Origin of the sequence: Streptomyces hyaluromycini (assembly GCF_002217755.1) — a bacterium.
Lineage (GTDB): Bacteria > Actinomycetota > Actinomycetes > Streptomycetales > Streptomycetaceae > Streptomyces > Streptomyces hyaluromycini.
Genome location: NZ_BCFL01000019.1, coordinates 118,150 through 131,911, shown reverse-complemented (window position 1 = coordinate 131,911; position 13,762 = coordinate 118,150). Strand labels below are relative to the sequence as shown.

The 13,762-nt window shown below is 70.3% G+C and carries 17 protein-coding genes; 7 read left to right on the top strand and 10 right to left on the bottom strand.

Annotated features, from left to right (window positions below):
* Positions 1–114: 114 nt before the first annotated feature.
* The 3 genes from ispF to SSP29_RS18450 form a co-directional block, all read right to left on the bottom strand.
* Positions 115–606 (bottom strand): 2-C-methyl-D-erythritol 2,4-cyclodiphosphate synthase, encoded by a 492-nt coding sequence (ispF, locus tag SSP29_RS18465; protein WP_089101803.1) that lies wholly within the window; start codon positions 604–606, stop codon positions 115–117.
* Entirely contained in the window at positions 596–1,348 is a 753-nt protein-coding gene (gene ispD, locus SSP29_RS18460) for a 2-C-methyl-D-erythritol 4-phosphate cytidylyltransferase (RefSeq protein ID WP_089101802.1), read from the bottom strand. The genes ispF and ispD overlap by 11 nt, the downstream gene beginning before the upstream one ends.
* A 319-nt stretch (positions 1,349–1,667) precedes the next feature.
* Positions 1,668–2,150 (bottom strand): CarD family transcriptional regulator, encoded by a 483-nt coding sequence (locus tag SSP29_RS18450; RefSeq protein ID WP_003953493.1) that lies wholly within the window; start codon positions 2,148–2,150, stop codon positions 1,668–1,670.
* Between the two features lie 649 nt (positions 2,151–2,799).
* Between SSP29_RS18450 and SSP29_RS18440 the strand changes: the two genes are divergently transcribed.
* The gene (locus SSP29_RS18440; protein WP_089101800.1) at positions 2,800–3,465 is read left to right on the top strand and encodes a DUF461 domain-containing protein; all 666 of its coding nucleotides are present in this window, start codon (positions 2,800–2,802) and stop codon (positions 3,463–3,465) included.
* A 218-nt stretch (positions 3,466–3,683) separates the two neighbouring features.
* On the opposite strand, the gene phoP is transcribed toward SSP29_RS18440, so the two are convergent.
* Positions 3,684–4,355: a two-component system response regulator PhoP gene (phoP, locus tag SSP29_RS18435; protein WP_018568744.1), complete on the bottom strand. Its 672-nt coding sequence runs from the start codon at positions 4,353–4,355 to the stop codon at positions 3,684–3,686.
* Positions 4,356–4,360: 5 nt separating this feature from the next.
* On the bottom strand, positions 4,361–5,617 hold the full coding sequence (gene phoR, locus SSP29_RS18430) for a two-component system sensor histidine kinase PhoR (protein ID WP_089101799.1): 1,257 nt from the start codon (positions 5,615–5,617) through the stop codon (positions 4,361–4,363).
* A 223-nt stretch (positions 5,618–5,840) separates the two neighbouring features.
* Between phoR and phoU the strand changes: the two genes are divergently transcribed.
* From phoU to SSP29_RS18420, 3 genes are all read left to right on the top strand, one after another.
* Entirely contained in the window at positions 5,841–6,530 is a 690-nt protein-coding gene (phoU, locus tag SSP29_RS18425; protein ID WP_089101798.1) for a phosphate signaling complex protein PhoU, read from the top strand.
* 147 nt (positions 6,531–6,677) lie between these two features.
* Positions 6,678–6,833, top strand: a complete 156-nt coding sequence (locus SSP29_RS58505; RefSeq protein ID WP_167391710.1) for a hypothetical protein — start codon at positions 6,678–6,680, stop codon at positions 6,831–6,833.
* Between the two features lie 196 nt (positions 6,834–7,029).
* Positions 7,030–7,281 (top strand): SCO4226 family nickel-binding protein, encoded by a 252-nt coding sequence (locus tag SSP29_RS18420; protein WP_089101797.1) that lies wholly within the window; start codon positions 7,030–7,032, stop codon positions 7,279–7,281.
* 34 nt (positions 7,282–7,315) lie between these two features.
* Here the strand turns inward: SSP29_RS18420 and SSP29_RS18415 are convergent, their stop codons facing one another.
* A complete protein-coding gene (locus SSP29_RS18415) occupies positions 7,316–8,293 on the bottom strand; it encodes an alpha/beta fold hydrolase (protein WP_089101796.1) in 978 nt (325 codons plus the stop codon).
* 174 nt (positions 8,294–8,467) lie between these two features.
* On the opposite strand from SSP29_RS18415, the gene SSP29_RS18410 reads away from it, so the two are divergent.
* Positions 8,468–8,908 carry a hypothetical protein gene (locus SSP29_RS18410; RefSeq protein WP_150134421.1) on the top strand — a complete coding sequence of 147 codons (441 nt, stop codon included), beginning with the start codon at positions 8,468–8,470 and terminating at the stop codon, positions 8,906–8,908.
* Between the two features lie 81 nt (positions 8,909–8,989).
* Here SSP29_RS18410 and SSP29_RS18405 read toward each other — a convergent pair whose 3' ends face one another.
* Positions 8,990–9,355 carry a hypothetical protein gene (locus SSP29_RS18405; protein WP_150134420.1) on the bottom strand — a complete coding sequence of 122 codons (366 nt, stop codon included), beginning with the start codon at positions 9,353–9,355 and terminating at the stop codon, positions 8,990–8,992.
* Between the two features lie 140 nt (positions 9,356–9,495).
* On the opposite strand from SSP29_RS18405, the gene SSP29_RS18400 reads away from it, so the two are divergent.
* The gene (locus SSP29_RS18400; protein WP_089101795.1) at positions 9,496–9,762 is read left to right on the top strand and encodes a ribosomal protein L7/L12; all 267 of its coding nucleotides are present in this window, start codon (positions 9,496–9,498) and stop codon (positions 9,760–9,762) included.
* A gap of 277 nt (positions 9,763–10,039) precedes the next feature.
* On the opposite strand, the gene SSP29_RS58500 is transcribed toward SSP29_RS18400, so the two are convergent.
* The 3 genes from SSP29_RS58500 to SSP29_RS18390 all read right to left on the bottom strand — a co-directional run bounded on the left by SSP29_RS58500 (position 10,040) and on the right by SSP29_RS18390 (position 12,324).
* Positions 10,040–10,192, bottom strand: coding sequence for a hypothetical protein (locus SSP29_RS58500; RefSeq protein WP_167449952.1), 153 nt, complete (start codon positions 10,190–10,192; stop codon positions 10,040–10,042).
* Between the two features lie 12 nt (positions 10,193–10,204).
* Positions 10,205–11,134, bottom strand: a complete 930-nt coding sequence (locus SSP29_RS18395; protein WP_167449951.1) for a CapA family protein — start codon at positions 11,132–11,134, stop codon at positions 10,205–10,207.
* A gap of 428 nt (positions 11,135–11,562) precedes the next feature.
* A complete protein-coding gene (locus tag SSP29_RS18390) occupies positions 11,563–12,324 on the bottom strand; it encodes a phosphoglyceromutase (protein ID WP_089101793.1) in 762 nt (253 codons plus the stop codon).
* Between the two features lie 165 nt (positions 12,325–12,489).
* On the opposite strand from SSP29_RS18390, the gene SSP29_RS18385 reads away from it, so the two are divergent.
* On the top strand, positions 12,490–13,752 hold the full coding sequence (locus SSP29_RS18385; RefSeq protein WP_089101792.1) for an MDR family MFS transporter: 1,263 nt from the start codon (positions 12,490–12,492) through the stop codon (positions 13,750–13,752).
* The last annotated feature ends 10 nt before the right edge of the window (positions 13,753–13,762 follow it).

Sequence of the window (13,762 nt, the reverse complement as noted above, 5' to 3'; positions counted from 1 at the left end):
ACCTAGGGTAGTGGGCCGAGGGTAGTGGGTGGCACCGGTATGTGAAGCGCCGTCGTCGGGTGCGGGTGCGCTGTGGCTTATCGCGCAGTTCCCCGCGCCCCTTAGTGGGACCAGTCAGCCCTGTTTGACAACCAACGCCGTTGCCACCGCCATAAGACCCTCTCCCCTACCGGGAAATCCGAGACCGTCCGTCGTGGCCCCCGAAACCGAAACCGGAGCGCCCGCCGCGTCCGAAAGGATCTTCTCCGCCTCGGCCCTTCGCTTGCCGATCTTCGGGCGTGGGCCCACGACCTGTACGGCGATGTTTCCGATGGTGAAACCAGCGGCGCGGACGATGCGTGCGGCCTCCGTCAGGAGGGTCACGCCCGACGCGCCCGACCACTGCGGCCGCCCCGTGCCGAAGTGCTGCCCCAGGTCGCCCAGGCCCGCCGCCGAGAACAGCGCGTTGCAGGCGGCGTGTGCGACGACGTCCGCGTCGGAGTGGCCGGCCAGGCCCGGGCCCTCGCCCTCCCACTTCAGGCCGGCGCACCACAGCTCGCGGCCCTCCTCGAAGGCGTGGATGTCGGTGCCGATGCCGACCCGTGGCAGTACGACCTCAGAAGCCATCGTTCAGCCTCCTGCGGGCCAGGACCGCCTCCGCGAGGACCAGGTCGAGGGGGCGGGTGACCTTGAAGGCCTCCTCGTGGCCGGGGACGACCACGACCCGTTCGCCGAGCTGCTCGACCATGCTGGCGTCGTCGGTGACGTTGTCGGTGACCGTCTCGTGGGCGCGGACCAGCACCCTACGGTCGAAGCCCTGGGGCGTCTGCACGGCGCGCAGGCGGGCCCGCTCGGGGGTCGCGAGCACCGGCTCCGGGTCGCCGGGGGTGGTGGCCGGCTCGACCTCCTTGACCGTGTCGGCGAGCGGGAGGGCGGGGACCACGGCCGGGGCGCCGTCGCGGACCGCCTGGATCACCGCGTCGACCGTGTCGACGGGGACGAGGGGGCGGGCGGCGTCGTGGACCAGGACGATGTCGTAGTCGGGGGGCAGCGCGTCCAGGCCGAGCTTGACCGACTCCTGGCGGGACTCGCCGCCGGGGACGACGAGGAAGTCGGTGCGGTCGGGGAGCGCGTGCGCGTCCAGGAGGGACTTGACCTCGGGCGCGCCGTCGGGCGGGGCCACGACCACGACCAGGGAGACCGCGCGGGAGGCGGCGAGGGCGCGCACGGCGTGGATGAGCATGGGCGTGCCGTTCAGCGCGCGTAGCGCCTTGGGAGCGCCCGGACCGAGCCGTACGCCCCGGCCGGCGGCGGGAATCACGGCTGCCGTGCGCAGTTCCGTACGCGAAGGACGCGAATCGTCAGACATCGGTTCCTGTCAGGTTTGTGTGCGGGCCTGGCGTGGGTATGGCCTGGGAAGTGCCGGGCGCGACGCCTTGACCGGACCCTTCCGTGACACTGGTCGAGCCAGCAGCCCGGGCCCGGCACGCCTAGTATCGGGGGTTTCCACCGGGGCGGGTGCCGGGTCGCCGGGTACGAGCGTCCCCGAAGAGAAGTGTTCCCGGTGAGTTCCGGGCGTGTTCCGGGCATGGACATGCCGCAGCGCCCGGCGACAGTTGTCGTGTCATCGGGCACCGCGGCATTTCGGGTGTGCGGAGTTCAGTGTGCCGAGCCGGACCGTGTCAGCGTCAGGACGCGAGGACCTCGTCGAGCAGGGCCTCGGCCTTGTCCTCGTTCGTGTTCTCCGCGAGGGCGAGCTCGCTCACCAGGATCTGGCGAGCCTTGGCGAGCATCCGCTTCTCACCGGCGGAGAGTCCGCGCTCGCGCTCACGACGCCACAGGTCACGCACGACTTCCGCGACCTTGATGACATCGCCGGAGGCGAGCTTCTCCAGGTTTGCCTTGTAGCGACGGGACCAGTTCGTGGGCTCCTCGGCGTACGGCGCGCGCAGCACCTCGAAGACCCGGTCCAGCCCGTCCTGACCGACCACATCACGCACGCCGACGAACTCCGCATTGTCCGCTGGCACACGTACCGTCAGGTCACCCTGGGCGACCTTCAGCACCAAGTAGGTCTTGTCCACGCCTTTGATCTGGCGAGTTTCGATAGCCTCGATCAGCGCGGCCCCGTGATGGGGATAGACCACGGTGTCGCCAACCTTGAACGTCATGTGACAGGTACCCCTTCCGTGGCTATCCAGGGTAACACGGAAACCGGCGGTTCTGAATGGCGTTTTCGCAGGTCAGGGCATATCTCGGGGCTTGACAACAGCAACAGGAACGTGCTTCGCAGGCCGTCCGGAAGCAGGTATTCGCAGGTCGGAGCGGCTCTTCGGCCGAGGTGAAACGCGCACGTTACACACATCCGGACGCTCGCCCACGCAGCCTAACGTCCCCATATGTCCGCTTCCAAGCGTACGACTTCCGCTACTCCGTTCGGTTGCCGGAGCCGGATCCCGGACGTTTCCGGAATTGATCACGGAGTCCGACTGAACGGTACGTGAAGACGCACGTGAAGAGGCAGGCGAAGCAGTGAGTGATCAATTTTCCCGGTGGTCGCGCATTCCTTCACGGAAGTTTTGCGCGCGGCGTTGCGGGCGGGTTATGTGAATGCCCGCCGAGCGCTGCTGCAAAGTGGCCGAAGAGTCACTTGTGGAGCCCGGGGTACCCCCTGCTTGAGGGAAGCCTTGAGGGAAGCGGGGGGCTTGGGGAGGGTCGGGTGCGGCCGCGCGGGAACGGCTCGGTAACCTAAGGCCGCTGACAGACACTTAGGGCGGCTTTATAGAGGGCCGCCCGTGCGTTCAAGGAGATGCCGCCGCCGTGAGCAGCAGCCTTCGACGCGGCGCCCTCGCCGCCTCCGCCATCGCCTTCTCCGTCGCCTCGCTCGCCGCGTGCGGCGCCGGCAACAACTCGCAGACGCTGGAGGTCAAGCCGGACAACGCGGCGGCGAGCGTCGGCGACATCAAGGTCCAGAACGCGACCGTGATCACTCAGCCCGACCTCACGTCGACCGGGCCGGCCGTGGTCTCCGCGACCATCTTCAACACCGGCACCGAGCCGGAGACGCTCCAGTCGATCGTCGTCGCCGGCACCGGCAAGACCGCCGAGCTGCACGCCACCAAGTCCCAGCCGCTGACCATCCAGGGCGGCGGCCGGCTGATCCTGGGCGGCACGGGCAACGCCTCCGCGGTGCTGGCCAGCAGCCGTGAGGCGGTGGTGGACGGCAACGCCCAGAAGATCACGTTCACCTTCAGCAAGACGGGGGACGTGAGCCTGCGCGCGTTCGTCGTGCCGGCCGAGAGCTTCTTCACGGGCTGGGGCCCGAGCGCGGTGCCGTCGGCCTCCGCCTCGCCGTCCACCTCCTCCACCCCGCTCGCGGGCGCCACGGCGAGCGAGAGCGCCAAGGCGGGCAAGAAGAGCAAGTCGTCCGAGAGCGCCTCGGCCACCCCGACCGACTCGGCCTCGGAGTCGACGAACGCGGGCTGACCGGGCTGCCGGAGACAGCTAGGGCGGGAACCTTGGTTATCGGTTCCCGCCCTTGGCCTTGCCGAGCTTCACGGCTCGAACTTTTGGCGCACCCACGAGGGGATTCCTGCTTCACGGCATCGCGCCCGGATCGCTCCGGGTCTTACCAACGCTCCACAGGCGTTTAGCCTCTCCGTCCACCCGACGGCGAGGGTTACCTATCGTAGCCGAGCGGCGACTTAGGGCTCAAATTTGTAGCCGAGACCGCGCACCGTGACCAGGTACCGCGGGGCGCCCGGGTCGGGCTCGATCTTGGCGCGCAGGCGCTTGACGTGGACGTCGAGGGTCTTGGTGTCACCGACGTAGTCGGCACCCCAGACGCGGTCGATGAGCTGCATGCGGGTGAGGACGCGGCCGGCGTTGCGCAGGAGCATCTCCAGGAGGTCGAACTCCTTGAGGGGGAGGTCGACCTTGGAGCCGGAGACCGTCACCACGTGGCGGTCGACGTCCATGCGGACCGGGCCCGCTTCGAGGGCGGCCGGCGTCACCTCCTCCGGCTCGCCGCGGCGGCGGAGCACCGCGCGGATGCGGGCGACCAGCTCGCGGGAGGAGAAGGGCTTGGTGACGTAGTCGTCTGCTCCTATTTCCAGCCCGACAACCTTGTCGATCTCGCTGTCCTTGGCCGTCACCATGATGACGGGGACGTTGGAACGGCCGCGCAGCTGGCGGCAGACCTCGGTGCCCGGCAGGCCGGGCAGCATCAGGTCGAGAAGGACGAGGTCGGCGCCGTTGCGCTCGAACTCGTCGAGTCCGTCGGGCCCCGTGGCCGCCACAGCGACCTCGAAGCCCTCCTTGCGGAGCATGTACGACAGGGCGTCGGAGAAGGACTCCTCGTCCTCGACGACAAGCACTCGGGTCACGGAAGGACCTCCGGGGCGGGAAGCGGTTCGTACGGGGATGACTCGGTGGTACCGGCCTCGTCGGCGAGGTCGGGGTCGGGGTGCTGCGACGCGCGGTCACGGGCCGCGCCCGCCTCCGGCAGTCTGAGGGTGAACGTGGAGCCCTGGTTCTCGGCGCTCCACACCGTGACCTCCCCGCCGTGCGAGGCGACCACGTGCTTGACGATGGCGAGGCCGAGGCCGGTGCCACCGGTGGCCCGGGAGCGGGCCGGGTCGACGCGGTAGAAGCGCTCGAAGATGCGCTCCTTGTCCTTGTCGGTGATGCCGATGCCCTGGTCGGTCACGGCGAGCTCGATCATGTCACCGCCGGGCGCACTGATCCGGCGCGCGGCTATCCCGACCCGGGTGCGGGCCGGGGAGTAGTTCACGGCGTTCTCGACCAGGTTGCCGAGGGCGGCGGCCAGCTGGCCGCGGTTGCCCCAGACGTGCAGGTCGGCGGTGCCGCCGGCGGCCATGGTGATCTGCTTGGTGCCGGCCTGGTGCCGGCACCGGTCGATCGCCTCGGCGACCAGCTCGTCGACCCGGACGGGCTCGGCGTCCTCCAGTGGGTCGTCGTTCTGCACTCTCGACAGATCGATCAGCTCCTGGACCAGGTTGGTCAGGCGCGTGGCCTCGATCTGCATGCGACCGGCGAAGCGCTGCACGGCCTCCGGATCGTCCGAGGCGTCCATGACGGCCTCGGAGAGCAGGGAGAGCGCGCCGACCGGGGTCTTCAGCTCATGGCTGACATTCGCCACGAAGTCCCGTCGTACCGCCTCGATGCGGCGGGCCTCGGTGAGGTCCTCCACAAGGAGCAGGACGAGCCGGGAGCCCAGCGGCGCCACCCGCGCGGATACGGCCAGGGCCTCGCCCCGTCCGGTCCCCCGCCTCGGGAGGTCCAGCTCGACCTGTCGTATCTCGCCGTCGCGCCGGGTGTCCCGGGCCATCCCGAGCATCGGCTCGATGGCGAGTTTGCCGCCGCGCACGAGTCCGAGGGCGTACGCCGCCGAGCTCGCCTTGACGACCGTGTCGGCCTCGTCGAGGACGACCGCGGAGGAGCGCAGCACGCTCAGCACGGTGTCCACGCCCGGGGGCAGTACGGGGTCGGTGTGCAGAGAAGTCCTGGTCGGTCGCTTCTGGTCGCGTTCGCTCCAGCGGAACGCCAGCATGGCGATGACACCGGTAAGCACCCCGGCGATCGCTGCCGCTGCGGCGACCGCCGCGTTCACGTCCATGCAAACAGGTTAAGCAGGGGGTACGACATCCCCACAGCCCGCGAGGTGTCAGCTCGAACACTCGTCGCCCAGAGTTCACCTTGGAGCCAGTATTGGTTCATTTGGGGTGGCAGAAACGGTCGCGTTGAGACCGGAACGTGGAAGCGTGGGGTTCGCAGCTGGTTTCGGCCACGGGCCCCGGCCCCCGGAGCCCCATGGAACACACACAGGAGAGGTAACCCTGATGCGGGACGCGTACCACGAGGAACTCGACTCGATCGGCGACAGCCTGGTCGACATGGCCCGGCTGGTCGGATCGGCGATCGGGCGCGCCACGACGGCGATCCTCGACGCCGACCTCAAGCTGGCCGAGAGCGTCATCGAGGCCGACCAGAAGGTCGACGAGCTCCACCACGACCTTGAGGCCCGTGCGATAGCCCTGCTGGCCCGGCAGCAGCCGGTGGCGACCGACCTGCGGATCGTCGTCACGTCGCTGCGGATGTCCGCCGACCTGGAGCGCTCCGGCGACCTGGCCCAGCACGTGGCGAAGCTGGCCCGGCTCCGCTACCCGGCGAACGCCATCCCGCACGACCTGCACGCGACCGTCCTGGAGATGGGCCAGCTCGCGCAGCGCCTGATGGCCAAGGCCGCCGAGGTGATCATCACCAAGGACGTCGACCTGGCCCTGCAGCTGGAGCAGGACGACGACGAGATGGACCTGCTGCACCGCACGATCTTCCAGCACCTGCTGGACGACCGCTGGAAGCACGGCATCGAGACCGCCGTCGACGTGACCCTCCTCGGCCGGTACTACGAGCGGTACGCCGACCACGCGGTCGCCGTCGCCAAGCGCGTCGTCTTCCTGGTCACCGGTGAGCACGCGGACGACCTGCAGCCCGACATCCAGCCGGTGACGGGCGCCGAGGGGGCGTAACCCCCCGGGCGAGCGGGGCTCGCGGGGTGCGCAACGGGCGCGGGACACCACCGTGCGCCGCTGTGCGCTGTTGATGCGCCCAGAGAAACGGGCATGGAATGGGCAAGGCCCTACCTCTAGGGCTTCTAGGGACCTCTAGGAGGATCCATGGCCGAATCCCCCAGCACCACGCCCGACCCCACGCAGGAGCGCGAGACCGACCAGCCCGCCGAGATCAAGAATCTCCTGGTCATCGGCGCCTGCGGCTGCGGCTCGGGCTGCGGCTGCGGCTGCCAGTCCGGCAGCCCCTGCCAGTGCGGCTGACCCCGGCGCCTCAGGTACGAGGAAGGGCCCCCGACTCCGGTCGGGGGCCCTTCGTGCTGGTGAGGGGCGGCGCGTCGTACTGGTGAGAGGCGGCGCGCGGGACGGCACGGACGAGCGCAGCATGGAGAGGGACGGGATCGGGAGGGACGGGAATCGGGAGGGGGCGGCGCGGGAGGGAAGACAGGAGGTGGCAGCCATGCCGCAGTTCATGGACGTACACCACGGGATGAAGGGCATCACCGCCGACCAGCTCAAGGAGGCCCACGAGGCCGACCTCGCGGTCGAGAAGGAGGAGGGCGTCCACTTCGAACGGGCCTGGGCCGACCCGGACTCCGGCAACGTCTACTGCCTCTCCGACGGCCCCTCGGCCGAAGCGGTCAGGCGCGTCCACGAACGCACGGGGCATCCGGCGGACGAGATCCACCAGGTACCGCTGTCGATCTGGTAGCCGTCTCCGGCCTCCGGTGGTGCTCGGGTGACGCTCAGGCGGCGGGCAGCCCGGCGAGCCACTCGACGAGCAGCCGGTTGACCTCCTCGGGCCGTTCCTGCTGGATCCAGTGCCCGCAGCCGTCGAGGACGTGGGAGGAGACCAGGCCGGGGAGGGTGACCGGGTACGCCTCGATGGCGTCGGCCAGCCAGGTCGTGGAGGCGTCGAGGCCGCCGCCGACGAACAGGGACGGCTGGGTGATCGGGGCGCCGTCGTAGGCCGCGAGGTCCTCCCAGTCCCGGTCCATGTTCCGGTACCGGTTGAGCGCCCCGGTCAGCCCGGTGCGCTCGAACTCGGCCGCGTACACGTCGAGGTCCCGCTCGCCGAGCCACTCGGGCAGCCGGCCCACGGGGAACCGGTCCCTGAGGGTCCCCCCGCTGCCGACGAAGTGCGGGTCGGGAGCGCCGGGTCCGGGCATGGTGTCGGCGGACAGAGCGCCGTAGAACCCCGCGAGCCAGCCCCGCACATCCGGCTCGATCTCGGCCTCGGCACGCCCGGGCTCCTGGAAGTACGAGACGTAGAACTCCTCCTCCCCGCCCCCACCGCCCAGCTGCGCGAAGACGTCACTGGGGCGGGGCCCGCCGCGCGGCGTGTACGGAACACTCAGCAACCCCACGGCCCGGAACACCTCGGGCCGGAGCAGCGCGGAGTTCGCGGCGACGGCCGCGCCCCAGTCGTGCCCGACGACCACGGCCGACTCCTCGCCGAGGGCCCGCACGACGGCGACGTTGTCCGCCACGAGCTCGACCATGCGGTAGGCGTCGGCCGCGGCCGGCTTCGAGGACCGCCCGTACCCCCGCACGTCGACGGCGACCGCCCGGTACCCCGCCGCGGCGAGCACCGGCAGCTGATGCCGCCACGAGTACCAGCTCTCGGGGAACCCGTGTACGAGCAGCACGAGGGGCCCGGCCCCCTGCTCGACGAGATGGATCCGCCTTCCGTCCTCCACAACCAGCCGATGCTGCGCCGTCATACGCCCGCCCTGCCCTTCAGGATCGCCGATCCGCCGGCTTGACCGCCGACTCTCCACAGATCATGCGAAACCACGCGTCAAGGGGCCGAGCCCGTTTGCCGATTCGGCAAACCGTGACCACACGCGGCCAGTCGGCCCCTGGGCACACTCCGGGGATCATGCGAGGGTGGCCCCATGACGCCGGCACCGGAAGCGCTCGACGAGGTCGAGGAACTGGCGGTGGACGGGGTGCGATGGCTGACCGGGGCGGCGCGGGAGACCCCCGAGGGCGGCCTGGCCTGGACCACGAGACCCTCCGACGACATCCTCAACCCCACGCTCTACACCGGTACGGCCGGAGTCGTCCCGGTACTCCTCGACGCCTGGCGCCACTTCGACGACGACTCCTGCGCCGACGCCGCCCTGCGCGCGGCCCGCAGCCTCGCGGACTCGCGGACTCCGTCGACGGTTTCGACGACGACTCCCTGTACTTCGGCCGTACCGGAACGGCGCTCGTCCTGCGGACCGTGCACGAGGAACTCGGCGACGCCGCCGCCGGCGCCGCGGCCGACCGCGCGTTGCACATCGTGCGGTCGCGCTTCGACGGCGCCCGCTGGGGCGACCTGTTCGAGCTGATGGGGGCAACGCGGGCATCGTCCGCGAACTGCTCCGCTTCGTGCGCCTGCACCGCGAAAAGCCCACCCCCGACGGCGTGCACTAGGTGGCGGGCAGGTCCGTGGCCTTGACGATCGGGGCGGCAAACATGGCGCCGAGGTTGTTCCACACGAAGCCCTCCTGCCAGTCCGGCTTCCCGGCCGCCCAGTCCTGGAGAGCCTGGCAGGCCTTCTCCCGGGAGGCGGTCATGGTCTGGTAGTGCTCTGCGGGAACGCCGTCCCGGTACTCCAGCTGGTAGGTGTCGTCGTCGCGGAACAGCACCTGGACGTACCAGTCACCGTCACGCTCCTCGTCCTGCCGCTCAAGGATCATGTGGTCGCCCCGCCGCAGTTCGGCGAACATCGTGTCCATCGTCGGCTTCGAGGGGCACTTCACCACGCGGCCCCTGCCGTTCGTCGCAATCAGCATGGGCAGAGCATGCCGGAAGGGTCTGACGGTGGCGATACTCGGGAACTCCCGCGGCCGTCCCACCTGTTCCACACAGTCGTTCTTCTCGACTCGTGCCAACCAGCCGCCTTGCCGATGCCGCCAGAACGATGCGATGCGACATGGCGGGTGAGGGCCCGTGCGAGCCGAACCCCCACGACGTAGTGCTCACCGCCCCCGGCGTCCGCCTGCTCGACGTTGTTCAAGTCGTGCGTCGGCTGACGGGGTTGAGCCTCTGGCACAGCAAGGTGCTCGCCATGCAGGTCCCCTCCGTGATTCTCGACGGCGTGCCCGAGGAAGAGGCTGCTGCAGCCGTCGTCGCCCTCCGCGATGCGGGAGCCCAGGCAGAAGCGAGAGAGCAGCCGGAGCCGGGCTTCGTGAAGGGCTGATCACGTGCGCCAACCCATCAGGCGCGCGTATGCCTCCATGCACCCCCACCGGCCTCCGCCAGGCTGCCTGTGCCGTCGACCAGAGGAACCCGAGACGGGCCTCCCCGTAACGACGATGCCTGAGCTCTCAGCTTGGGAAGCTTGGGTTTTCTGAGGGGGATTGGATTACTGACCTGCGGCGGAGGCACGTGGGCCTGGCACGCTTGTGGCACGGCCCCAGGGCCTGTCTGGCGATTCTCGCCGGGCCCCGCTGACGCCGGAGCCTCGGTCGGCCTTGTCAGCCGATGGCGTCGATCATGCTCGTGAGGCGGTCACACTGCGCAGCGGACAGCCGGTGCGGGTTGCGCCCACCAGGCACGGTCACGATGGTCGCGGTGGCGAACGTCGGATCGGCCCGTACGGTGTGGGCCGGAAGCGGCCCGGTCGGCATGGCCGGGCCCGCCTAAGGGCGCCGGATCGTCCCGTCCTCCGAGATGTCGGCGGCGTGCGAGCCGAAGTCCTCCTCCGACATGGTGGAGACGAGGTCGATTGCATCACCGCCCGGCTCCGGCGTGCCGGGTGCCACGATCCGGGTCGGGTGCAGGCGCCCGGACACGTAGGTGCCGTCGGCGCCGAGGGTGACCTGGAGGACGCCGCTGGTGGAGAGGGTGCCGCCGAGGCCGAGCACCTTGTAGCCGGAGAAGTTCCCCAGGCTGTAGGCGATCAGGCGGCCCTTGTAGAACTCCATGCCCCGCATCACGTGCGGGCCGCTGCCCACGACGAGGTCGGCGCCGGCGTCGATCACCGCACGGCTGAAGCGGTAACTGTCGCCACGGTCCTCACCGAGGAAGTACTCGGTGCCGGGTTCCACGTGGGTGCGGTCCGAGCCCTCCGCGCCGGCGTGCATCGTGACGATCACGATGTCCGCCATCGCCGCGGCGCGGGCGGTGAGTCGCTCCGCTGCGGGGATGTCGGTGAGGTCGTTCGCCCCTCGGTCGGGAGCGAATCCGATCAGTGCGACCCTGATGCCGCGTACGCGCTGGACGGTGATCTGGCCGAGGCGGCCGGTGAACGGAAGGTTCGCGGAGCGCAGCGCGGCGAACGTGTCCCGCCGCCCCTCCGCCCCGAAGTCGTCGATGTGGTTGTTCGCCGTGTTCAGGACCGTGAACCCGGCCTTCTTGAGCCGGCGGCCGTAGGACGGCGGGGCGTGGAACGCGAAGCAGTTCGGACCGTCGATGTAGTCGCACTTGCTGGAACCGCCGGTGGTGAGCGTGCCCTCCAGGTTCCCGAGCACCACGTCGCCGTCGAGCAGGTCCTCGACAGGGTCGAAGAACGAGGCGCCGTCATCCGGCGGCAGGTCGTCCGGCAGCGAGCCCATGACGATGTCTCCCACGGCGGCGATCCGCACGGTGCCGGCAGGGTGGTGCGGTGGCGCCGGTGCACCGGACCTCGTGGTCCTGATCGTCCGTAGGGGGGTTGGGGCGGAGCCGATGGAGGCTGCGTCCTCGGAGCCGGCGCCAGCGCCGGCTCCGAATACGAACGCCGCGACAACCACCACACCGGTCCCGACCAGACCGAGGGCGAACAGGCGGTGACGGCGCACCGCCTTCCGCCACTCGCGCCGCCGCCGGGGGCGCCGTCCGACCGACCTGATCATTGGCTCATGTTACGAACCAGACACCCTCCTTCCACGGAGGGTCACCGACTGGCGTGTTCCCGACGCCGTTCCCGTTCCCACCCAACACCGCCCGCGCCGACCCCGGCCACCAAAAAGCCCCCGCCCTGCCAGGGAACAGCAGGTCGGGGGCGCTCGGCGTCGCGTTACTTCTTCTTGCCCTGGTTCTTGACCGCCTCGATGGCCGCGGCTGCCGCGTCCGGGTCGAGGTACTGGCCGCCGGGGGTCAGCGGCTTGAAGTCGGCGTCGAGTTCGTAGGCGAGGGGGATGCCCGTCGGGATGTTCAGGCCGGCGATGTCGGCGTCCGAGATGCCGTCCAGGTGCTTGACCAGGGCGCGCAGGCTGTTGCCGTGGGCGGCGACCAGGACCGTGCGGCCGGCCAGGAGGTCGGGGACGATGCCGTCGTACCAGTACGGGAGCATGCGGACGACGACGTCCTTGAGGCACTCCGTGCGGGGGCGCAGCTCCGGGGGGATGGAGGCGTAGCGGGGGTCCGCGGACTGGGAGAACTCGGAGTCGTCGGCGAGCGGCGGGGGCGGGGTGTCGTACGAGCGGCGCCAGAGCATGAACTGCTCCTCGCCGAACTCGGCCAGCGTCGCCGCCTTGTCCTTGCCCTGGAGGGCGCCGTAGTGGCGCTCGTTCAGGCGCCAGCTGCGGTGGACCGGGATCCAGTGGCGGTCGGCCGCTTCGAGGGCCAGCTGCGCGGTGCGGATCGCCCGCTTCTGGAGGGACGTGTGGACCACGTCGGGGAGGAGGTCGGCGTCCTTCAGGAGCTCACCGCCGCGGACTGCCTCCTTCTCGCCCTTCTCGTTGAGGTTGACGTCCACCCAGCCGGTGAACAGGTTCTTCGCGTTCCACTCGCTCTCGCCGTGACGGAGGAGGATCAGCTTGTACGGTGCGTCGGCCATGGGTCAGAGCGTAATCCACGTATTCGGGGCGGGGTGCGGGCGCCCGTGGAGCGTCCCAGAGGGCGGACAGTTGACTGCATTTGTTAATTGAGTGGCTCAGGCGAGCGTCGCAGAAGTAAGTTCCGCAGAGTCCATGCGCCTCTTACGTCTCGCCTTGGGGGAACCATGCCGTCCGTCGCGCTGCGACGCGCCGTCCGAGAGACCGTCTCCGGTCTGCCCCGGGAGTTCTGGTGGCTGTGGACCAGCACCCTCGTCAACCGGCTGGGGGCGTTCGTAGCCACGTACATGGCGCTCTACCTGACCCTCGACCGCGGGTACAGCGCCTCGTACGCCGGGCTCGTCGCCTCCCTGCACGGGCTGGGCGGGGTCGTGTCCTCGCTGGCGGGCGGGGTGATGGCCGACCGGCTGGGGCGGCGGCCGACCCTGCTCGTCGCCCAGGGCTCCACCGCCGCGGCCGTCGCGCTGCTCGGGTTCGTCCGGGATCCGGTGGCCATCGCGGCCGTCGCCTTCCTCGTCGGCGTGGCCTCCAACGCCTCCCGGCCGGCCGTGCAGGCCATGATGGCCGACATCGTGCGGCCCGAGGACCGGGTACGGGCGTTCTCGCTGAACTACTGGGCCATCAATCTCGGCTTCGCCGTGTCGTCCATGGGGGCCGGGTTCATCGCCGAGGTCAGCTACCGCGCCGGGTTCCTGATCGAGGCGGGGATGACCGCCGTCTGCGCCGTCCTCGTCTTCCTCCGGCTGCCCGAGTCGCGGCCCGAGCGCGCCGCCGCGGAGGTCGCCGAGGACGGCGAGGTCAGCCTTCTGACCGTGGTGCGCGACGGGCGGTACATGGGCGTCGTCGGGCTGTCGTTCCTCGTCGCCCTGATCTTCCAGCAGGGGTCGGTCGGGCTGCCGGTGGCGATGGGCGAGGCCGGGTTCTCGCCCGCCGACTACGGGATGGCCATCGCCGTGAACGGGCTGCTCATCGTGGTGCTCCAGATCCCGGTGACCCGGGTCATCCAGCACCGGGATGCGCGGTCCCTGCTCGTCGTCTCGTCCCTCCTCGCGGGGTACGGGTTCGGGCTCACCGCCTTCGCCGGGTCGGTCGGGGTGTTCGCGCTCACCGTGTGCGTGTGGACGCTCGCCGAGATCGTCAACGCGCCGACCCAGACGGGGCTGGTGGTGCGGCTCTCGCCGGTGCACGGGAGGGGCAGGTACCAGGGGATGTACACGCTGTCCTGGTCCGCCGCCGCGCTCGTCGCACCGCTGATGTCCGGGGTCGTCATCGACCGGTTCGGGGCGCGGTGGCTGTGGGGGGTGTGCGCGGTGGTGGGGACGGCGGCGGCCCTCGGGTACGGGGTGCTGATGCGACGGCTGCCGGTGGAACGCCCTGCCGCCGCCGCTCCGGCGAGTGCGGACGCCGGGGCCGGGGTGCGGGCGGCCTGAGCGCGGCGCG

Excerpts from the sequence above, each read along its gene's own strand:
- ispF (WP_089101803.1), bottom strand. The coding sequence starts at position 606 with ATGGCTTCTGAGGTCGTACTGCCACGGGTCGGCATCGGCACCGACATC.
- ispD (WP_089101802.1), bottom strand. The coding sequence starts at position 1,348 with ATGTCTGACGATTCGCGTCCTTCGCGTACGGAACTGCGCACGGCAGCC.
- SSP29_RS18450 (WP_003953493.1), bottom strand. The coding sequence starts at position 2,150 with ATGACGTTCAAGGTTGGCGACACCGTGGTCTATCCCCATCACGGGGCC.
- phoR (WP_089101799.1), bottom strand. The coding sequence starts at position 5,617 with ATGGACGTGAACGCGGCGGTCGCCGCAGCGGCAGCGATCGCCGGGGTG.
- phoU (WP_089101798.1), top strand. The coding sequence starts at position 5,841 with ATGCGGGACGCGTACCACGAGGAACTCGACTCGATCGGCGACAGCCTG.
- SSP29_RS58505 (WP_167391710.1), top strand. The coding sequence starts at position 6,678 with ATGGCCGAATCCCCCAGCACCACGCCCGACCCCACGCAGGAGCGCGAG.
- SSP29_RS18420 (WP_089101797.1), top strand. The coding sequence starts at position 7,030 with ATGCCGCAGTTCATGGACGTACACCACGGGATGAAGGGCATCACCGCC.
- SSP29_RS18415 (WP_089101796.1), bottom strand. The coding sequence starts at position 8,293 with ATGACGGCGCAGCATCGGCTGGTTGTGGAGGACGGAAGGCGGATCCAT.
- SSP29_RS18410 (WP_150134421.1), top strand. The coding sequence starts at position 8,468 with ATGACGCCGGCACCGGAAGCGCTCGACGAGGTCGAGGAACTGGCGGTG.
- SSP29_RS18405 (WP_150134420.1), bottom strand. The coding sequence starts at position 9,355 with ATGCTGATTGCGACGAACGGCAGGGGCCGCGTGGTGAAGTGCCCCTCG.
- SSP29_RS18400 (WP_089101795.1), top strand. The coding sequence starts at position 9,496 with ATGGCGGGTGAGGGCCCGTGCGAGCCGAACCCCCACGACGTAGTGCTC.
- SSP29_RS58500 (WP_167449952.1), bottom strand. The coding sequence starts at position 10,192 with ATGCCGACCGGGCCGCTTCCGGCCCACACCGTACGGGCCGATCCGACG.
- SSP29_RS18390 (WP_089101793.1), bottom strand. The coding sequence starts at position 12,324 with ATGGCCGACGCACCGTACAAGCTGATCCTCCTCCGTCACGGCGAGAGC.
- SSP29_RS18385 (WP_089101792.1), top strand. The coding sequence starts at position 12,490 with ATGCCGTCCGTCGCGCTGCGACGCGCCGTCCGAGAGACCGTCTCCGGT.